The following is a 19873-nucleotide window of genomic DNA, read 5'->3' as shown; positions in this document are numbered from 1 at the left end:
TGACGAGTATGTTATTAATAGCAAACTCACCAGTCCAGTAATAAAAGCGAATATGCCGAACAATCTTTCAGCACCCAATGGCCCAGGCCGCCCCAAGGATCTGGCCAAGCGCCAGGCGATCCTCGATGCAGCGAAAACGCTGTTTCTGACCAAGGGATATGCCAACACCAGCATGGATGCTGTCGCCGCGCAGGCCGGCGTATCGAAGCTCACGGTCTACAGCCACTTCAACGACAAGGAGACGCTGTTCTCCGCTGCCGTGGTGGCCAAGTGCGAAGAGCAATTGCCGTCGCTGTTCTTTGAATTGCCGGAAGGCGTGGCAGTGGAAACCGTGCTGCTGAACATCGCCCGCGGCTTTCACCAGTTGATCAACAGCGATGAGTCGGTGAACTTGCATCGATTGATCATGGCCCTGGGCAGCCAGGACCCGAAACTCTCGCTGATCTTCTTCGAAGCCGGGCCACAGCGCATGCTGCACGGCATGGAGCGGTTGCTGAGCAAAGTCGATCAGAGTGGCGTGTTGTGTATCGACAAACCGCGTAATGCGGCGGAACACTTTTTTTGCCTGCTCAAGGGGGCGGCGAATTTCCGGTTGTTGTATGGCTGCGGCGAACCGCTGACCGGGGAAGCGGCGGAGAGCCATGTGCGGGAAGTGGTGGGGTTGTTTATGCGGGCTTATCGGCCGGAGTAGGCCTGACAGATATTGGTTGGCTGATCTGACGCTATCGCGGGCAAGCCCGCTCCCACAGTGTCCGGGGTGTTCTCAGAAATTGTGTTCTACACAAATCCTGTGGGAGCGTGGCTTGCCCGCGATGCAGGCGACTCGGTCTTAAGGCTTCAGCGCTTTCTTCGGATAAATGTCATACCGACTGGATTTGCCATCCAGCGCATGGCTAGGCTTGGGCCCCTCAATGCACGGCGCCTTGCGCGGACGTTTAACCACCACCCGGTGGCTGGCCAAAGCCAATGCCGCGGCGAGCAATGCCGGCGCATCCGGATCATCCCCCACCAGCGGGCGGAACAGGCGCATTTCCTTTTTCACCAACGCGGTTTTCTCGCGATGGGGGAACATCGGGTCGAGGTAGATCACCTGCGGCGGCTCGCCTTCCCAATTGCGCATCACCTCGATCGAGTTGCCCTTGAGCAAGCGCATACGCGCCACGATGGGTGCTACGTCGAAATCTTCCGCGCCCCGGGCCAAGCCATCCTCGAGCAAGGCACCGATCAATGGCTGACGCTCGATCAGGCTCATCTCGCAGCCGAGGCTAGCCAGCACGAACGCATCCTTGCCCAGCCCCGCAGTGGCATCCAGCACACGCGGTCGCACACCTTGGGCGATGCCCACGGCCTTGGCGATCATCTGCCCGCTGCCGCCACCATACAACCGGCGATGCGCCGCGCCACCCTCGACGAAATCGACCCGCACCGGACCGGGCGCATCCGGCCCCAGCTGTTGCAGCTGCAAACCCTGGTCACCCACCTGCAACGCGAACTCGCCATCCGCCACTTGCAGCGGCAGGCCCAGACGCTCGGCCCATTGCTCGGCCTGGGGCTCGAAGGCCGCGCTCAGCGCCTCGACATGGATGCGGCAGGCCGCAGGTTGATCAATCATCGGAAACACGCTCAAAAAATTAATGATCGGCAAAAACGGCCGATAACAAAACTATCGAGCATTTTGCCAGAGCTGAGCGTCGACCGAGAGAAATGTCAGACATTCAACCCACAATCACAGGTTTTATCTCGCCCTACGGCGATTACAACCTGCGAAACACCCAGGCCCTGAGCGGCGTCAGTCACATCTGGCAGGATTTCTTTGCCCGTGCACTGGCCGAACAGTCGGGTGACGTGTTGCCGCAATCGCTGAATTTTCCACCGGTCGACCTGCAAAGCCCGGTTGAACCCACCGTTGGCAGCGACCTGCTGGCGCACATCGTTGCCCAGCGCGAATGCGACGTGAAGGACAACGAAGTTCGCCCGCCCGAGCCGCTGTTCCTGCCGATTGCCGAGTTCGAACTGGACCTGGCCGACAAACCATTCCCGCCGTTCCCCGCCGAAGAGATCGTTGCCCAGCAGCAACAGCAGGACTTCGAGAGGGGCTGGGTGCGTCCGATCGTGCTCACCGCCGGCCAGCCGTTGCCAGAAGCCGGACCGGCGCCACAACCGCGTCCGCTGCGCTTGCCGATCGCCGAGTTCGAACTCGACCTGCTGGACAAGCCGTTCCCGCCGTTCTCGCCTGAAGAATTGGTGGAACAACAGAAACAACTCGATTTCGATAACGGTTGGGCACGCCCGATCATCCTGCAGAACCTGCGCCTCGCCGCATAAAACTCAGCGACAGACCCACGACGGCCCGACATCCAGATGAAAGTGATTGCGATGGGCGGCGTTGTAATCGGGGCTCAACACCACGCTGAACAGGCCGCAGGCGCCATCGCGGACCTGCCGTAAAAACCTGGCATCCTGATTATCCTTCGGCCAATCCTTGAGCACGCTGATGGTTCGGCCGTCAGCCAGGCGAAAACCGGCGATATCCAGCGCATCGGCCGACGCATGCTGGCTAAGCCTGCCATTCTCGCGACCGTAGACATTGCGGCAGGCAAAGCTGCCGAGGTGATCGACCCGCGTGACCGCTTGCCCGTACACCGCCTGCGCCGCCGGTTGCAGCGCGTGATGCTCGAACAGGGCAAATGCCACAGCAAGCCGGCAACTGGCGAGGAAACTGCTGCTCAGGGCCACGTCACTGCCCTGGACACGCAGGGCAGTGGTCAGCGGGCATTTGGCGTCCGGACTGTCGGCCTGATGACTCACGCGCAATCCGGAGCTGCTCAACGCCTGGTCGCACAGCTGCGCATCAGCGCGCAGTCGCATCAGCTTGTAGCGGGTCAGCAGGTTGGGCTCGGCCTTGACGTCCAGCGGCGCCCAGGGATTCCACTGCGGCGGCAGCGAAATCCAGCCACGCCAGACGCCCACTCCAGCTGCCGTGATGATCAACAGCATCAGCAGCAGCCACCCGCGAAATCGCACCGTCAGCCTTTGAAAAACTGATTGGCCTGGGCGTACGGCATGGATCGCGACGTGAAGCCGAACGTGCCCGCCGTCTTGATTTCCTCGGCGGCGCGGTAGAACTCGCCCAGCGCCGCCAAGGCCAGCGCCGAGCCGACACTGATGCGCTTGACGCCCATTTCACTCAATTGCTCGACCGTCAGCTTCAAACCGCCGGACATCAACACGTTGACCGGTTTCGGCGCCACGGCGCGAACCACTGCCAATACCTCTTCAGCACTGCGCAACCCTGGCGCATACAACACGTCGGCACCGGCTTCGGCGAACGCCTGCAAGCGACGGATCGTGTCGGCCAGATCCGGATTGCCATGCAGATAGTTCTCGGCCCGGGCGGTCAGCGTGAACGCGAAAGGCAAACTGCGGGCGGCAGCGACGGCGGCCTCGATACGCGCCACGGCATGTTCGAAGCAATAAATCGGAGCGTCCGGACGGCCCGTGAAATCTTCGATCGAACCGCCAACGGCACCGGCGGCCGCGGCCGCCCGAATGCTTTGCGCGCATTCGGCGGGATCATCGGCAAAGCCGTTTTCCAGATCGACCGCTACCGGCAGGTCGGTGGCGGCGACAATCGCCCGGACGTTGGCCAGGGTGTCGTCCAGCGTCAGGCCGCCATCGGGGCGGCCCTGGGAAAAAGCGTAACCGGCGCTGGTGGTCGCCAGCGCCTCGAAACCCAGGCTGGCGAGCATCTTTGCCGAACCGGCATCCCACGGATTGGGAATCACAAAGGCCCCGTCGCGTTCGTGCAAGGCTCTGAACGCTTGGGCTCGAAGGGTTTGCGCAGCCATTGGCAGGCTCCTCTGAAGGGAAACGAGTCCGCTTCAGAGCAAGCCAAGTTGCTCCGCCGCGGGCTCTCTGTATAGCTCAGGCAGCGCCGGCAAGCCAGGCAGACGCAGCATCAGGTGCGCGTGAAAACGTTGTGCCAGTTTCGCCGCGAGCACATTGTCGGCGGTGTGCAGGAAGATGTAGGGCGTACGCCCCTCTTCGATCCACAGGGCGATTTTCTCCACCCACGGCACCAGAAAGGGTTCATTGGCCTCAAGCTGCGGATGACCGATGAAACGCACCTGCGGGAACTGCGTGAACGCTGCCGGGCGCGGCGGCACACGGGGTTTCTTCGATTGGGCGTGCAGCACCGAGGGCTCGGTCGAGATACAGCTGAACAAGGCACGGGGATCAAGACAGATGCGCTCGACACCCCGATCGAGCAACAGGCGATTGAGCATCCGCTCGTTCTCGCCCTTGGCGAAGAAGTCGTCATGCCGCACTTCCACCGCCAGTGGCCGCTGCAGCGCATCGATGAATCCGGCCAGCTCGGGCAGGCGTTGTGGCGTAAAGCCCTTGGATAATTGCAACCACAACGGCGCTACCCGCTCGCCCAGCGGGCTGAGCAATCGGGTGAAGGTGTCGGCGGCGGTCAGTTGTTCGCGCAGGTCACCGCCGTGGCTGATCTCCCGGGGGAACTTGGCGGTGAAGCGAAAGTGTGCGGGCATGACCTCGGCCCAACGCTGCACGGTCCTGGCAGAGGGACTGGCGTAGAAGGTCGTATTGCCTTCCACGGCGTTGAACACTTGGGAATAGAGACTTAGAAAATCGGCGGGTTTGGACGCTGGCGGGTACAGGTAATCACGCCAGGCGTTTTCGCTCCAGGACGGGCAACCGAGGTAGTAAGGCAACATCAGATGTACAGGTCGAGGCCCAGCACTTGCGCATCCCAATCGACGAAACTGGCGGTGCTCAGGTAACTGGCCAGCGCCATTGCCACGCTTTTGCTCATCGCGCGGTGATAAAGCATGTCCTGCTGACGGGCGGGAAGATTGCTCAGCTTTTGCGCAGCGGCTTTGGCGGCACGGGCAGCCAGTTGTTCTTCGGTCGCAAATTCCAGCTCGCCTTCGATATCGACGGGCTCGTCTTCCACCCGCTGGCCGTTGCGAGGCTTGCGCTTGATGGGATAGGACTGAGAGGAAACGCCGTCTATACGCATAGGTGCATGCTCGGTATCAGTAATGGCAGTCTAGTGGCACACAACCCACATCGCAAACTGCCGAGTGATAACTAGAACACATAAAAGGCAAAAGGTTTAAAAGCTGGGGTTACAAACTGACGATTGACTGTGTTTTTGACATCGCCTTCGCGAGCAGGCTCGCTCCCACAGGATTTACGCCAAACCTTGTGGGAGCGAGCCTGCTCGCGAAGGGGACAACTCGGTGTAGCGAATTAACGCGCCTTGGGTGTCGCCACTTTATCGCGCAGATAAACCGGCTGCGCCTCGTCCGCCACAATCGCCTCGCCACGCTCCCAGGCAAAGCGCGCCAGCGTCAGCAGGTCTTCAGCATGAGGCAACATGCCCGCGTCCTGCCCGATCAAATCGACGCCGATGCGCTCGGCATAGCCCCAACCGGTGCCCGCGCCGAACCATTCACCACTGGCATCGGCCGGCAGTGCGGCGACTTCCGGTGGCAACACTGCTTCAGCACCGACCAGGCGCATCTCCCCTGCCGTTTCGCGGTAGCAGCCCCAATACACCTCGTCCATCCGCGCATCGATGGCCGCCGCGACCTGGCTGGCGCCGTGTTCGCGGTAGGCGCGTTGGGCCAGCACCGCCAGGTTCGACACTGGCAATACCGGGCGATCGAGTGCAAATGCCAGGCCTTGCACCACGCCGATGGCAATCCGCACGCCGGTGAACGCACCCGGCCCGCGACCGAAGGCGATGGCGTCGACCGCTTGCAGGTTGGTGCCGGCATCGGCGAGCAGCTGCTGGATCATCGGCAGCAGCTTCTGTGCATGCAGGCGCGGAATCACCTCGTAATGGCTCGTCACTTTGCCGTCGTGCAGCAAGGCAACGGAGCAAGCTTCAGTCGCGGTGTCCAGGGCCAGCAAGGTGCTCATCGATGTTTCCACAAGAGAGATCAGAAAAAAGTCCGTCAGTATAAACAACTACGGCCCGCAAGCGGGCCGTAGAAGATCAAGCTGTTTTCAGCTCAGGGCAGCCATCACCTTGGTGGTGATCGCTTCAACCGAACCAACGCCTTCGATATGGCTGTACTTCGGCTTGCCGTTGGCAGCCGACAGCTTCTGGTAGAAGTCCACCAGCGGTTTGGTCTGCGAGTGGTAGACCGACAGGCGATGACGCACGGTTTCTTCGGTGTCGTCCTTGCGCTGTACCAGCTCTTCGCCGGTGATGTCGTCTTTACCAGCGATTTTCGGCGGGTTGTAGACGATGTGGTAAACGCGGCCGCTAGCCTCGTGAACACGGCGACCGGCGATACGCTGCACGATCTCTTCGTCTTCAACGGCGATTTCAACCACCGCATCCAGCTCGACGCCGGCAGTCACCAGGGCTTCAGCCTGGGGAATGGTGCGCGGGAAACCGTCGAACAGGAAACCGTTGGCGCAGTCGGACTGGGCGATACGGTCCTTGACCAGGGCGATGATCAGGTCATCGGAGACCAGGCCGCCGGCATCCATGATGCTCTTGGCCTTGATGCCCAGCTCGGTGCCGGCCTTGACCGCGGCACGCAGCATGTCGCCGGTGGAGATTTGCGGAATACCGAATTTTTCGGTGATGAACTTAGCCTGAGTACCTTTACCGGCCCCGGGAGCTCCCAGCAGAATGACGCGCATCGATGTGCTCCTCAATTTTTATATGGATAACGTCAGATTCGCCTCGTGGGGCCAATCTCAAAAATAGGGTCGTGACCGCCCAAACGGCCAAAGGCTGCTCAAGATACACAGCAGGCTGCGCCCACACAAGCCGCCAAAAGTCGGAGAAACCGCTGCCCGTGATGACCGCGCAACCCGGTTCCCCAAGTCGCAACCCCTACATTAACTGTCGCCTGGCAGCACTTTCGCACCTGCCATTGAACCGCATCCGGCGCCCGCGCCGGATGCCCAAAAGCACGGCAAAATTCCTCAGCCGGTGTTGCGCAAACCGGCGGCAATCCCCGCTACAGACACCAGCAACGCCTGTTCTACCGGGCTGTCCTGTGCCACATCCGGTTGCCGCGATCGTGCCAGCAACTCGGCCTGCAATAGATGAAGCGGATCGAGGTAAGTGTTGCGCAAACGGATGAATTCAAGGGTGGCCGGGCTATGTGCCAACAGCTGTGACTGACCGGTCAGCCCGAGAACGATGGCGCATGCCTGCGACAATAGGTCGCGTAAGTGCGCGCCCAAAGGTAGCAAGTCCGGTTCGACCAGACGCTCGTCGTAGGACCGGGCAATATCCGCGTCCGCCTTGGCCAGGACCATCTCCAGCATGTCGATGCGGGTGCGGAAAAACGGCCACTGCTCACGCATCTGCTGCAGCAGTTCGCCCTCACCACGCTCCAGCGCCTTGCTCAGGGCCGCTTCCCAGCCCAGCCATGCCGGCAGCATCAGCCGTGTCTGGGTCCAGCCGAAGATCCACGGGATAGCCCGCAGGCTTTCGATCCCGCCGGCGCGGCGCTTGGCCGGGCGACTACCCAGCGGCAGGCGTCCCAGTTCCTGTTCCGGCGTGGACTGGCGGAAATATTCCACGAACTGCGGATTTTCCCGCACCACGGCACGGTAGGCGCTGACTCCATCGGCGGCCAGTTCGTCCATCAAGTGGCGCCACTGTGGCGTTGGGGGCGGCGGTGGCAGCAAGGTCGCTTCGAGCACCGCGGCCAAGTACAGATTGAGGTTTTGCTCGGCGATGTCCGGCAGGCCGAATTTGAAACGAATCATTTCTCCCTGCTCGGTGGTGCGGAAACGTCCGGCGACTGAACCCGGCGGCTGCGACAGGATCGCCGCGTGAGCCGGGCCGCCACCCCGCCCCACGGTGCCACCGCGACCATGGAACAACAGCAGTTCCACGTCATGTGAACGGCAGATATCCACCAGTTGCTCCTGCGCCCGGTACTGGGCCCAGGCGGCGGCCGTGGTCCCAGCGTCCTTGGCCGAGTCGGAATAACCGATCATGACCTCCTGCGGGCCTTGCAGGCGCGAGCGATAACCCGGCAGCAACAAGAGCTTCTCGATCACCGGGCCGGCGTTGTCGAGGTCGGCGAGGGTTTCGAACAGCGGCACCACGCGCATCGGCCGCAATACCCCGGACTCCTTGAGCAACAGCTGCACGGCCAGCACATCGGAAGCGGCACCGGCCATGGAGATCACGTACGAGCCCAGCGACGCCCCTGGCGCAACGGCGATTTCCCGGCAGGTCGCCAGCACTTCGGCGGTGTCGGCCGAAGGCTTGTAGTGCGGTGGCAGCAATGGCCGGCGGTTGTTCTGTTCGCGCGTCAGGAAGGTAATGCGCTCTTCTTCGCTCCAGTCTTCGTAGCGACCGAGGCCCAGGTAATCGGTGATTTCGGTCATGGCCGCGGTATGGCGCGACGAGTCCTGACGCACATCGAGACGCACCAGGAACAGGCCAAACGTCACGGCCCGGCGCAGGCAATCGAGCAACGGACCGTCGGCGATCACGCCCATGCCGCACTCATGCAGCGAGTGGTAGCACAGCTCCAGCGGGTCGAGCAGTTCGCGGTTGTTTTGCAGCACATCGACCGATGCAGGCGTTGGCGTCGACAACGCGGTGTGCGCCCAGTTTCTCGTCGCGCGCAGGCGCTCGCGCAGTTGCTTGAGCACCGCGCGATAGGGTTCGGCGCTGTCGCCGGCCTTGGCCTTCAACGCTTCACTGGCCTGCTGCATCGACAACTCGGCAGCGAGATGATCGACATCGCGCAGGTACAAATCGGCCGCCATCCAGCGCGCCAGCAGCAGCACTTCGCGGGTGACCGCCGCCGTCACGTTCGGGTTGCCGTCACGGTCGCCGCCCATCCACGAGGCAAAGCGGATGGGTGCTGCCTGCAGTGGCAAACGCAGACCGGTGGCGGCGTGCAGGGCCTGATCGGCCTTGCGCAGGTAGTTGGGGATCGCTTGCCACAGCGAATGCTCGATCACTGCGAAGCCCCATTTGGCTTCGTCGACCGGCGTCGGACGCGTGCGGCGGATCTCTTCGGTGTGCCAGGCTTCGGCGATCAGGCGTTGCAACGTCGACTTGATCTGCTCGCGCTCGGCGCCGGTCAGGTCGCGATGGTCCTGGGCTGCCAGTTGCGCGGCGATGGCGTCGTATTTCTGGATCAGCGTGCGGCGCGCGACTTCGGTCGGGTGCGCCGTCAGCACCAATTCGATTTCCAGCCGTCCCAGCTGACGGGCCAGGGACTCGGCGCCATGACCTTCGGCGCGCAGGCGGGCGAGCAACTCCGGCAGCACCCGCGCTTCGAATGGAGCGGCCTGGGATTCTTCGCGACGGTGAATCAGCTGGTACTGCTCGGCGATGTTGGCCAGGTTGAGAAACTGGTTGAACGCCCGCGCCACCGGCAGCAGTTCGTCCTCCGTCAACTGGTTGAGGCTGGCACTCAGCTCGGCGTCCATGGAGCCGCGACGGTCCGCCTTGGCGCCCTTGCGGATCTGCTCGATCTTGTCGAGAAAGCCGTCCCCGTACTGTTCACGAATGGTGTTGCCCAACAACTCACCGAGCAGGTGAACGTCTTCGCGCAAGCGTGCATCAATATCGGTCATCAACAGTTCTCCAGCGAAAAATCCGGTCGACCAGGAACCTTAAGAGTGCCGCTCCAGACCGGTTCTTACAAGCAAGACGACGAAGGGACTGTAAACCTTTGCCGTTGAAGCTAGTCTCAACGGTAAGCCGTTCAACGGCTGTCGCCGGCACCTGCCGGACATTCCCCGCCTGCAATGAGCAGGAGCGCAATGAGGTCATTATGAAAATCCGCGAGCTTGCCAACCACTGGGAAGAAAACGCCAAAGGTCGCCTGACCGACACAGGCTATTCGATTCACCTGGACGTGGAGGCTGCCGCACGGCTTGCGGCGATTATCGAGATGTACCCCAAGCGGCATCCCGAAGAACTGCTGGGCGAACTGATCGGGGCCGCCCTGGAAGAACTGGAAAAAAGCTTCCCCTATGTAAAAGGTACGACCGTAGTGGCCACTGACGAAGAAGGCGATCCGCTGTACGAAGACATCGGCCCGACCCCACGTTTTCTCGCCTTGTCCCGTCGCCACCTGCACGACTTGTCGGCGGCTGACGACAAGCAGAAACACTGATTTTTTCCGCATTCCCCCCTTCAGAAAACCGCTGTTCGCGTCGCCTTCGAGGGGCGTGAACAGCCGTGTTTATTGCCACGATCCTCGATATAGAGCCCTCTCCACTGCACCGAAGTTTTTTTCGGTAGCAGGCTAATTTCTCTGAACTTTCAAAAAACGCCTCGGGTCAACCCAGTAACCACGCCTGGGACGGCCGTTTCAAAACGCCTTGTGAAATACGGTTTCGGCTCTTTGCCCAGGATGGATGTTCACGTTGCTCAGGAGTTAGCCCAATGGAGTTGAAAACGATGAAAACCCGAACTGGCAAATCTTCTTCCCTGCACAGCCTGAAAATGACGGCCCTGGCCATCGGCTCCGGCCTCGTGCTGGCCGGTTGCGCCGGCAACCCGCCCACCGAGCAGTTCGCCGTTACCGAGTCAGCGGTCAACAACGCCGTCAGCGCCGGTGGTACCGAATTCGCCGCGGTGGAAATGAAGGCGGCGCAGGACAAGCTCAAGCAAGCCGAAATCGCCATGCACGACAAAAAGTACGATCAGGCCAAAACCCTGGCCGAACAGGCTGAGTGGGACGCTCGCGTGGCCGAGCGCAAAGCCCAGGCGATGAAAGCCGAACAGTCTGTGAAGGACTCTCAGAAAGGGGTTCAGGAACTGCGTCAGGAAAGCCAGCGCACCGTTCAATAACGGCGCGGCATGACGTATTTCTTACTCTATTAAAAGGACGAAACCATGAATTACAAACAAGCGATGATCCCTGCCCTGCTGGCCGCCAGCGTTGCTTTGGCCGCATGCTCCACACCACCGAACGCCAATCTGGAACAGGCCCGCACCAATTATTCCGGCCTGCAAGCCAATCCGCAGGCGAGCAAAGTCGCGGCGCTGGAAACCAAGGAAGCCAGCGATTACCTGGACAAGGCCGACAAGGCCTATCTGGACAAGGAAGACCCGGCCAAGGTCGACCAGTTGGCCTACCTGACCAACCAGCGTGTGGAAGTGGCGAAACAGACCATCGCCCTGCGCACCGCCGAAGCCAACCTGAAAAATGCTTCCGCCCAACGGGCCCAGGCGCGCCTGGATGCGCGCGACCAGCAGATCAAGCAGTTGCAGGACAGCCTCAACGCCCGGCAGACCGATCGCGGCACGCTGGTGACCTTCGGTGATGTGCTGTTCGCCACCGACAAGGCCGAGCTGAAATCCAACGGCCTGATGAACATCAACAAACTGGCGCAGTACCTCCAGGAAAACCCGGACCGCAAAGTGATTGTCGAGGGTTACACCGACAGCACCGGTACCGCGTCGCACAACCAGTCCCTGTCGGAACGTCGCGCCAGCTCCGTGCGCACGGCGCTGGTGAAGATGGGTGTCGATCCAACGCGCATCGTTGCCCAGGGTTATGGCAAGGAGTATCCGGTTGCGGATAACACCAGCGTTTCGGGTCGGGCCCAGAACCGTCGGGTGGAAGTGACCATTTCCAATGACAACCAGCCGGTGATTCCGCGTTCGGCTGTCAGCTCCAACACACAGTAAGCCGTCATTGCACAAAACCCTGTGGGAGCCAGCCTGCTGGCGATAGCGGTGTATCAGTCAACATCAATGTTGAATGTTCAATCGCAATCGCCAGCAGGCTGGCTCCCACAGTCGATCTCGGTTTATTGCTCAAGCTTCTGCGGGGTTTCCTGACCCATGCAGCGCACTGCTTTCTTCTTGCTGTTGACCAGCACGCCGGTCAGGCCTTTCTGTTCGGTATCAAACAGCACCAACACGCCATCAATGCACTGCGCCACTTGCGCCGCCGGTTCCAGGGAGACTTTGTAGTCTTCGCCCGGCACGGTCTTGAGCATGGTGAATTCGTTGAGCAGCAACGCATCCTCTGGCTTGGCGAAGTGCAGGTAGCCGTACCACCACAGGGCGCCGACGGTGCCGAGGATGCTGCAGATACCGGTGATGATCAGTGGGATGGCGTTACGTTCTTCACTCATTTCGGGCTCTCTGGTGGTTCATCTTCAGAATGTTCGGGCGCCGGGTAATTGGGGATCTCACCCAGGCGGCGCAGGCCGTCGAAATGCTGCGGGTCATCGAGATAACGCAGCATGACTTTGCGCCAGACCGGGTCGGCGAATGTCTGCACGTGACCGCCACGGGTCAGTTGCAGCACTCTGGGCGGCGGCGCAGCTTGATACAGACGGATGCCGTTGGAAAGAGGCACGAGCGGATCGTCGATGCTGTGGTAGATCAGTTTCGGCACGCCATTGAGTTGCGCCATGGAGTTGATCGCACTGTCACCATCGGGCACCAGCCAGGACAGCGGCACCTGGAACGCCCAGAACACCCATGAATTGCTCAGCGCATAGCGACCGACACTGCGGTAGCTGGCGGGCACGCCATCGAGCACAACCGCCTTGAGCTGTTTTTGCCGCTCGGGGTGCTGCACCAGGTAGTGAACCGCCATTGAGCCGCCCAGGCTCTGGCCCAGCAGGACCAGCGGCTTGCCCTTGACCTCGGGGGCCTGGTCGAGCCATTTGAACGCGGCGTCGATGTCCTGGTAGATTGCCGGCAAGCTCGGCTCGCCCTCGGACAGGCCGTAGCCGCGATAATCCACCAGCAGTACCTGGTATCCCTGTTTGGGTAGCCACCAACTCCCGCCCAAGTGCATGGGCAGATTGCCGCCGTTGCCGTGCAGGTGCAGTACGGTGCCTTTGACCTCGACGCCTTTTTTCGCCGGCAGCCACCAACCGTGCAGCTTGAGGCCGTCGGCGGTAGTCAGGGTGACATCGCGGTATTCGAGCTTGGCTTTTTCCGGGGTGAACAACTGGCCGGGTTCGGGGTAGAACAGCAATGAGCTGCAACCGTTCAGGGCCAGGAGAAGGCAGAGGATGCCGAGGAGTTTCATCCGGTGAAACCTCGCTTTTAGGATTGATAGCAAGTCCTGTAGGAGCGAGCGGGCGGCGTTCCGACTTGCCCGCGAAGAACGATGATGCGGTGCATCTGTCAGACCGCGTTATCGTTCTTCGCGGGCAAGCCTCGCTCCTACAGGTGATGCGTTGATTACAGGATATTGGAGTAATCCGCCTCGATCCGGTCCAGGCTCAGGTGGTTGAGGAAGTTGGAGAAGCACATCCACGCCGACAACGCGTTCATGTCACGGAACTGTTCCGGCAGGTACTTGGGCGGTACCACCAGGCCTTCATCCACCAACTGGCGCAAGGTGCGCATGTCTTCCAGGGTGGTCTTGCCGCAGAACAACAGCGGGATCTGCTCCAGCTTGCCTTTGCGCACCGCCAACTGAATGTAGTTGTAAATCATGATGAAGCCCTTGAGGTAGGACAAGTCTTTGGTAAATGGCAGACCTGTCGGCACCGAGCCGCGGAAAACGCGACTGGCGTTGCTGTAGCTCTCGGGCATCTCGAAGCCTTGTTCGCGGAAGAACTCGAACACCTGCAGGAAATCCGCGCCCTCCTCGACCATGTGAATGGCCCGCGTGCGGTTGGTCAGCTTGCGCAGGCGGCTCGGGTAGGAGGCAAAGGTGATGATTTCCATCAGGATCGCCAGGCCTTCCTGGGTCACCGTCGACGAGGGTGGCCCCTTGGACAGGAAGGTGCAGATCGGCTGGTTCAAACCGTTGAGTGTGGTGCCGACGTGCACCAGGCCTTCATGGACTTCCAGGGCACGCACGTCACGGTCGTTGAACATCGCATCGGCGCGGATCTTGATGTAGTCGGCGCCCGCCGCCGCATCGGCGACGATACCGTCGGACTCGAACACCCGAATGGTTTCCTCGGCTTCGCCGAACACCTTGTTCAAGCGGTGTTGCAGCAGGCTGACAGCATCCTTGGCGGTCAATGTCTTCGGCTCATCCTTGAGGTCGCCACGACCGTCGATGTTGTTCAGGTATTCGGACAGCATCATGCCCAGGTCGGACAGGGTCGGGTCGCCGGCATGGAAGGCGTCGGAGGCAGCGCCATACAATTCCTGGGAAATCAGGCCGAAATCCTCGGTGCCGCGCGCTTCGAGCATGCGCACCACCATCCGGTATTCCTTGCACATGCGGCGCATGATCTGCCCGACCGGGTTGAACTGGCCAAGCTGGCGGGTGATGTCGCGCTCGATGTTCTGGAATTCCAGCTTGACCTTGCTGGAATCGAAGGCCAGCGGACGGTTGAGGTAGTAGTCACGGTCCACCGCCGGCATTTCCTTGCCCTTGGCCTTGAGGAAACCCTTGCGGATGTTGTCGTCCCATTTCACCGCATCGAGGACGCGAATCGGCGTCTGCGCCAGCACAATGCGATCAGACAAAATGCGTATCGACTGCTGGTAATCGTCCACCCGGAACTCCTGTTGAAACCTGTTGATTATTGGGCCTTGGCCTGGCGCTGGTAGCGAACCGCTTCGACGAATACATCGGAGTTGGCGGGATCGTCGAGGTAGGCCGCTACCTGGTCCATGTTGCTGTCGATCAACACACCCTCGCCGTCGTCGGTCTGGGTGCCTTCGCCACTGAGAATTTTCTGCCCAAGCGCCTGCCTGATCTGCTCGAGGTCGAGGTTGTACACCACCAGTTCACGCTTGTCGGTGAGCTCGAACCCGGCAATGGTGAAATGCCCGCCGAATTGGGCCGGCACTTTCGCCGAGAAATACCAGCGGCTACCGTGGTGAGACAGGGTGAAGGGGTAGGCTTCGCGCTCCCTGGGCCTGGCCTTGAAGTAGCTCACCGCCTGATAGCGATTGTCGCCGATGCGCGTCAACTCCAGGTTGAGTGGTTCACCCCAGGCGTTGGTGCTGCTCCATTTGCCGAGCAACCCTTTGGGTGCCGGCTCACTGGTGGGCAGCGGCTCCTTGAAGGTCACCAGGCAGCCGCTGAGCAGCAGGAACGACAAGGCGATCACTACGACGCGCCAGACTCTCATTCAATACTCCCTATCGAAAACCGATCCGCTCAAGTGACCACTGCCCCTGTGGGAGCGAGCCTGCTCGCGATAGCAGTGTGTCAGGCGACATAGATGTCGAATATTAAACCGCTATCGCGAGCAGGCTCACTCCTACAGGGAACATCACCCATAAGGAATTAAACCGAAGCCAGCACCAAGTGCATGTAACGCTTCAGTATGCCGAGCATTTCCTCTTCGGCGTCCGGTTCGGCGTCGTTGAGCAGGCCCTGATATTCCATCCGTCCGATTATCGCCGTCAACACTTTGGCATCCTGTTGTGGCTCGCGAGAGCCCAGCACCTGGAAGAGCTGGCAGGAACCCTGCAACAGGATTTGCTGATGGGAGCGCACCAGTTCGGCCAGGCGCGGGTTCAACAATGCCTCCTGGCGGAACGCCTGCTCGGCCATCAGGTGCTCACGACGGGTAATCAGTTGTCGGTGAACATAGTCGGTCATCAACCGCGCAATGTCGTCCGCCAGTTTTGATCGAGCCTGCGCACTGCCGTCGCCACTGGCAATCATGTCACGCAGCAGGCCCTCGTTGTTCACCCACAGCTTGGCCATGTAGGCCGCGCTGCGCTCTACGTACTGGGCGAAGGTATCGGTGAGCAGGTCATCGATATCCTTGAAATAGTAAGTGGTCGCCGATAACGGCACTTGCGCCTCGGCAGCCACCGCGCGGTGCCGCACCGCCCGTACGCCATCACGCACGACGATGCGCATCGCGGCATCGAGAATGTCCTGTCGACGTTGCTCGCTGCCCTGCCGGCTGGCCTTGCGGCCTTGGTACTGAACACTTTCAGCGACCGCAGTGGCGATACCCGCTGCACCTTCTTGAGCCATTGCACGATTCACGACAGGTCTTTCCTCTCAGATGAACTAACAAGTTGATACGTTTGTACCAGACAGGCAATAAAAAGCCGCCTGAAAAGGCGGCTTTTTAATTAAAACACTTACGCCTGCGGCCGCATGTGCGGGAACAGGATCACGTCGCGGATCGACGGTGAGTTGGTCAGCAACATCACCAGGCGGTCGATGCCGATGCCTTCACCCGCCGTTGGCGGCATGCCGTACTCCAGCGCGCGAACGAAGTCGGCGTCGTAGTGCATGGCTTCGTCGTCGCCGGCGTCCTTGTCGGCCACCTGGGCCATGAAACGCTCGGCCTGGTCTTCCGCGTCGTTCAACTCGGAGTAGGCGTTGGCGATTTCACGACCACCGATGAACAGCTCAAAACGGTCGGTGACGTTCGGGTTCTCGTCGTTGCGACGGGCCAGCGGCGACACTTCGAACGGGTACTGGGTGATGAAGTGCGGCTGTTCCAGCTTGTGCTCGACCAGCTCTTCGAAAATCATCACCTGCAGCTTGCCCAGGCCTTCGAAGCCCAGCACCTTGGCGCCGGCTTTCTTGGCGATGTCGCGGGCCTTGTCGATGTCGTTCAGGTCGTCAGCGCTCAGCTCAGGGTTGTACTTGAGGATCGAGTCGAATACCGACAGGCGCACGAACGGCTCGCCGAAGTGGAACACCTTGTCGCCGTACGGCACGTCGGTGCTGCCCAGAACCAGCTGTGCCAGCTCACGGAACAGTTCTTCGGTCAGGTCCATGTTGTCTTCGTAGTCGGCGTAGGCCTGGTAGAACTCCAACATGGTGAATTCAGGGTTGTGACGGGTCGAAACGCCTTCGTTACGGAAGTTGCGGTTGATCTCGAAAACCTTTTCAAAACCGCCAACCACCAGACGCTTCAGATACAGCTCAGGCGCGATACGCAGGAACATTTCCATGTCCAGCGCGTTGTGGTGGGTTTCGAACGGCTTGGCCGCAGCGCCGCCAGGAATGGTCTGCAGCATCGGCGTTTCCACTTCCAGGAAGTCACGCTTCATCAGGAAGCTGCGGATGTGGGCGATGACTTGCGAACGCACGCGGAACGTCTGGCGCACGTCCTCGTTGACGATCAGGTCAACGTAGCGCTGACGATAGCGCTGTTCGGTGTCGGTCAGGCCGTGGTGCTTGTCCGGCAGCGGGCGCAGGGATTTGGTCAGCAGGCGCACGTTGGTCATTTCAACGTACAGGTCACCTTTGCCGGAACGGGCCAGGGTGCCTTCGGCGGCAATGATGTCGCCCATGTCCCAGGTTTTCACCGCGGCCAGGGTGTCTTCGGACAGGGTCTTGCGGTTGACGTAGACCTGGATGCGTCCGGTCATGTCCTGGATCACCATGAACGAGCCACGGTTGAGCATGATGCGACCGGCAACCTTGACCGGGATTGCAGCCTCTGCCAGCTCTTCCTTGGTCTTGTCCGCGTATTGCTTCTGCAAGTCCTGGCAGTAGTTTTCGCGGCGGAAGTCGTTAGGGAAGGCATTGCCCTTGGCGCGCTCGGCAGCAAGCTTTTCCTTGCGCAGGGCGATCAGGGAGTTTTCTTCCTGTTGCAGGGCTTGCGGGTCGAGTTCTAGGTCGCTCATGTCTTTAAATATTCCATCAGGTTCGTTGCCCCCGGGCCTTGCGGCCCGAGGATCGCCAGCAGGGCTGGCTCCTACAGGGATCGGGTTGAATCAGCCGATGCTGTATTGCGTCTTTTACAGCCCGGATTTCAGGCTGGCTTCCAGGTATTCGTCGATGTCGCCATCGAGCACCTTGTCGCAGTCGCTGCGTTCGATGTTGGTGCGCAGATCCTTGATCCGCGACGCATCGAGCACGTACGAGCGAATCTGGTGACCCCAGCCGATGTCGGACTTGGTGTCTTCCAGCGCTTGCGACGCGGCGTTGCGTTTCTGCATTTCCTGCTCGTACAACTTGGCCCGCAGCATTTTCATGGCGGTGTCTTTGTTGGCGTGCTGGGAACGTTCGTTCTGGCAGCTGACCACGGTGTTGGTCGGTACGTGGGTGATACGTACGGCCGAGTCGGTGGTGTTTACGTGCTGACCACCGGCACCGGAGGAACGATAGGTGTCGATTCGCAGGTCGGCCGGGTTGATCTCGATTTCGACCTTGTCGTCGATCTCTGGCGAGACGAAAACCGCGGAGAACGAAGTGTGACGGCGGTTACCGGAGTCGAACGGGCTCTTGCGCACCAGGCGGTGTACGCCGATTTCGGTACGCAGCCAGCCAAAGGCGTATTCGCCCTTGATGTGCACGGTCGCGCCCTTGATACCGGCGACTTCACCGGCCGACAGTTCCATGATGGTGGCGTCGAAGCCACGTTTGTCAGCCCAGCGCAGGTACATCCGCAACAGGATGTTGGCCCAGTCCTGGGCCTCGGTGCCGCCGGAACCGGCCTGGATGTCCAGGTAGGCGTTGTTCGGGTCCATTTCATGGCTGAACATGCGGCGGAATTCAAGCTTGGCGAGGTTTTCCTCAAGACGGGCCAGCTCGGCGACGACATCGCCCACTGCGCCTTCGTCGTTTTCTTCGACGGCCATGTCCAGCAGGTCGCGGCAATCGGCCAGACCGGTGTTCAGTTCGTCGAGAGTCTCGACGATCTGCGCCAGCGCAGAGCGCTCGCGGCCCAGTTCCTGGGCGTATTCAGGTTTGTTCCAGACACTCGGATCTTCAAGCTCGCGATTGACTTCGGTCAGGCGCTCATGCTTTTGATCGTAGTCAAAGATACCCCCGAATAGTTTCGGAGCGCTCGGACAGGTCCTTGATGGTGTTAAGGATCGGGTTGATTTCCATGGCGGGCAGCACTCGTTGGCGAACTTTTGAAAGCCGGCGAGTATAACGGCAAACGGCCTGGAACGGCAGTCCGCTTGGCCGAAAAGGCCTGCCTACGCGATGCCCACCTGATTGCGCCCATTGTTCTTCGCCAGGTACAACCCCTTGTCCGCTGCCGAGATCAATTCACGGCAACTGCTGCCGGCTGTCGGGATGACGGTCGACAGGCCGATGCTGATGGTCAGGCTCGATCCTTCGGTCGGGGCAATATGCGGGATCTTCAGCGCCGCCACGGTCATGCGCAGTTTTTCCGCCACCAGCCGTGCACCGCCCTGCGAGGTGTTGGGCAGTACCAGGGCGAATTCTTCGCCGCCGTAGCGGGCCGGCAGGTCGGAAGGCCGGGCGCTGGCGTCGCGGATTGCCGCGGCGACCTGGCGCAGGGCTTCATCGCCTTCCAGGTGGCCGAAGGTGTCGTTGTAGGTCTTGAAGTAGTCCACATCGATCATCAGCAACGACAACTGGCTCTGCTCACGCAGCGAGCGGCGCCATTCAAGCTCCAGGTATTCATCGAAATGCCGACGGTTCGACAGCCCGGTCAGGCCGTCGGAGTTCATCAGGCGTTGCAGCACCAGGTTGGTGTCGAGCAACTGCTGCTGGCTGACCCGCAAGGCGCGGTACGCCGCATCACGCTGCAGCAACGTCATGTAGGAGCGCGAGTGATAGCGAATGCGCGCCACCAGCTCGATGTTGTCCGGCAGCTTGACCAGGTAATCATTGGCCCCGGCCGCGAACGCCGCGCTCTTGATCAGCGGGTCTTCCTTGGTCGACAGGACGATGATCGGAATGTCCTTGGTCGCCGGGTGGTTGCGGTATTCGCGCACCAGGCTCAGGCCGTCCAGGCCGGGCATGACCAGGTCCTGCAGGATCACCGTCGGCTTGATGCGCACCGCATGGGCAATGGCCTGGTGCGGGTCGGCGCAAAAGTGGAAGTCGATGTTGTCTTCGTTCGACAAACCGCGTCGTACTGCCTCGCCGATCATGGCCTGATCGTCCACCAACAGCACCATGGCGGCGTTTTCGTCAGTCTTGAAGTCGTCGAGCTGTAAATCAGTCATGTGCGTTCACCTGAATACTACTTGGGCCAGGATTGCGGTTGA

At 60.7% G+C, this 19873-nt stretch carries 21 protein-coding genes; 5 read left to right on the top strand and 16 right to left on the bottom strand.

Annotation, left to right across the window (positions count from 1 at the left end):
• Nucleotides 1-52: 52 nt before the first annotated feature.
• Nucleotides 53-691, top strand: a complete 639-nt coding sequence (locus OH720_RS05400) for a TetR/AcrR family transcriptional regulator (protein ID WP_272604821.1) — start codon at nt 53-55, stop codon at nt 689-691.
• A 138-nt stretch (nt 692-829) separates the two neighbouring features.
• Here the strand turns inward: OH720_RS05400 and OH720_RS05395 are convergent, their stop codons facing one another.
• Nucleotides 830-1612, bottom strand: coding sequence for a class I SAM-dependent methyltransferase (locus OH720_RS05395; protein WP_008058766.1), 783 nt, complete (start codon nt 1610-1612; stop codon nt 830-832).
• A 92-nt stretch (nt 1613-1704) separates the two neighbouring features.
• Here OH720_RS05395 and OH720_RS05390 point away from each other — a divergent pair, with 92 nt between their 5' ends.
• Nucleotides 1705-2325, top strand: coding sequence for an energy transducer TonB (locus OH720_RS05390; protein ID WP_272604820.1), 621 nt, complete (start codon nt 1705-1707; stop codon nt 2323-2325).
• A gap of 3 nt (nt 2326-2328) precedes the next feature.
• Here OH720_RS05390 and OH720_RS05385 read toward each other — a convergent pair whose 3' ends face one another.
• From OH720_RS05385 to ppc, 7 genes are all read right to left on the bottom strand, one after another.
• Entirely contained in the window at nt 2329-2997 is a 669-nt protein-coding gene (locus OH720_RS05385) for an extensin-like domain-containing protein (RefSeq protein ID WP_442967261.1), read from the bottom strand.
• Nucleotides 2998-3026: 29 nt separating this feature from the next.
• A complete protein-coding gene (locus OH720_RS05380) occupies nt 3027-3848 on the bottom strand; it encodes an isocitrate lyase/PEP mutase family protein (protein WP_272604818.1) in 822 nt (273 codons plus the stop codon).
• 33 nt (nt 3849-3881) lie between these two features.
• Nucleotides 3882-4742, bottom strand: coding sequence for a DUF72 domain-containing protein (locus OH720_RS05375; RefSeq protein WP_272606401.1), 861 nt, complete (start codon nt 4740-4742; stop codon nt 3882-3884).
• On the bottom strand, nt 4739-5044 hold the full coding sequence (locus tag OH720_RS05370; protein ID WP_272604817.1) for a hypothetical protein: 306 nt from the start codon (nt 5042-5044) through the stop codon (nt 4739-4741). The genes OH720_RS05375 and OH720_RS05370 overlap by 4 nt, the downstream gene beginning before the upstream one ends.
• A 233-nt stretch (nt 5045-5277) precedes the next feature.
• On the bottom strand, nt 5278-5952 hold the full coding sequence (tsaB, locus tag OH720_RS05365; RefSeq protein WP_272604816.1) for a tRNA (adenosine(37)-N6)-threonylcarbamoyltransferase complex dimerization subunit type 1 TsaB: 675 nt from the start codon (nt 5950-5952) through the stop codon (nt 5278-5280).
• Nucleotides 5953-6039: 87 nt separating this feature from the next.
• Nucleotides 6040-6687 carry an adenylate kinase gene (gene adk / locus OH720_RS05360; RefSeq protein ID WP_008058753.1) on the bottom strand — a complete coding sequence of 216 codons (648 nt, stop codon included), beginning with the start codon at nt 6685-6687 and terminating at the stop codon, nt 6040-6042.
• 288 nt (nt 6688-6975) lie between these two features.
• A complete protein-coding gene (gene ppc / locus OH720_RS05355; protein WP_272604815.1) occupies nt 6976-9606 on the bottom strand; it encodes a phosphoenolpyruvate carboxylase in 2631 nt (876 codons plus the stop codon).
• Between the two features lie 200 nt (nt 9607-9806).
• On the opposite strand from ppc, the gene OH720_RS05350 reads away from it, so the two are divergent.
• From OH720_RS05350 to OH720_RS05340, 3 genes are all read left to right on the top strand, one after another.
• Nucleotides 9807-10151, top strand: a complete 345-nt coding sequence (locus tag OH720_RS05350; protein WP_008058751.1) for a hypothetical protein — start codon at nt 9807-9809, stop codon at nt 10149-10151.
• A 272-nt stretch (nt 10152-10423) separates the two neighbouring features.
• Nucleotides 10424-10831, top strand: coding sequence for a DUF4398 domain-containing protein (locus tag OH720_RS05345; RefSeq protein WP_272604814.1), 408 nt, complete (start codon nt 10424-10426; stop codon nt 10829-10831).
• 45 nt (nt 10832-10876) lie between these two features.
• Nucleotides 10877-11674, top strand: coding sequence for an OmpA family protein (locus tag OH720_RS05340; protein WP_272604813.1), 798 nt, complete (start codon nt 10877-10879; stop codon nt 11672-11674).
• Nucleotides 11675-11796: 122 nt separating this feature from the next.
• On the opposite strand, the gene OH720_RS05335 is transcribed toward OH720_RS05340, so the two are convergent.
• The 8 genes from OH720_RS05335 to OH720_RS05300 all read right to left on the bottom strand — a co-directional run bounded on the left by OH720_RS05335 (nt 11797) and on the right by OH720_RS05300 (nt 19831).
• Nucleotides 11797-12126: a hypothetical protein gene (locus OH720_RS05335; RefSeq protein ID WP_008058748.1), complete on the bottom strand. Its 330-nt coding sequence runs from the start codon at nt 12124-12126 to the stop codon at nt 11797-11799.
• Nucleotides 12123-13037 carry an alpha/beta hydrolase gene (locus OH720_RS05330; protein ID WP_272604812.1) on the bottom strand — a complete coding sequence of 305 codons (915 nt, stop codon included), beginning with the start codon at nt 13035-13037 and terminating at the stop codon, nt 12123-12125. Before OH720_RS05330 ends, OH720_RS05335 begins: the two co-directional genes overlap by 4 nt.
• Nucleotides 13038-13192: 155 nt before the next feature.
• A complete protein-coding gene (locus tag OH720_RS05325) occupies nt 13193-14470 on the bottom strand; it encodes a flavohemoglobin expression-modulating QEGLA motif protein (protein ID WP_008058745.1) in 1278 nt (425 codons plus the stop codon).
• A gap of 26 nt (nt 14471-14496) precedes the next feature.
• The gene (locus tag OH720_RS05320) at nt 14497-15051 is read right to left on the bottom strand and encodes a hypothetical protein (protein WP_272604811.1); all 555 of its coding nucleotides are present in this window, start codon (nt 15049-15051) and stop codon (nt 14497-14499) included.
• A gap of 158 nt (nt 15052-15209) precedes the next feature.
• A complete protein-coding gene (locus tag OH720_RS05315; RefSeq protein ID WP_008058741.1) occupies nt 15210-15926 on the bottom strand; it encodes a TetR/AcrR family transcriptional regulator in 717 nt (238 codons plus the stop codon).
• Nucleotides 15927-16024: 98 nt separating this feature from the next.
• Nucleotides 16025-17527, bottom strand: a complete 1503-nt coding sequence (lysS, locus tag OH720_RS05310) for a lysine--tRNA ligase (RefSeq protein ID WP_008058740.1) — start codon at nt 17525-17527, stop codon at nt 16025-16027.
• A gap of 114 nt (nt 17528-17641) precedes the next feature.
• Nucleotides 17642-18737 (bottom strand): peptide chain release factor 2 gene (gene prfB, locus OH720_RS05305; protein WP_157295629.1). Its coding sequence is split into 2 segments (ribosomal slippage): nt 17642-18664 and nt 18666-18737, totalling 1095 coding nucleotides; the frame shifts between segments, so codons are not numbered across the junction.
• Between the two features lie 92 nt (nt 18738-18829).
• The gene (locus OH720_RS05300; protein WP_272604810.1) at nt 18830-19831 is read right to left on the bottom strand and encodes a response regulator; all 1002 of its coding nucleotides are present in this window, start codon (nt 19829-19831) and stop codon (nt 18830-18832) included.
• Between the last annotated feature and the right edge of the window lie 42 nt (nt 19832-19873).

Source organism: Pseudomonas sp. WJP1, from assembly GCF_028471945.1.
Lineage (GTDB): Bacteria > Pseudomonadota > Gammaproteobacteria > Pseudomonadales > Pseudomonadaceae > Aquipseudomonas.
This window is presented reverse-complemented; position numbering and strand designations above follow the sequence as displayed.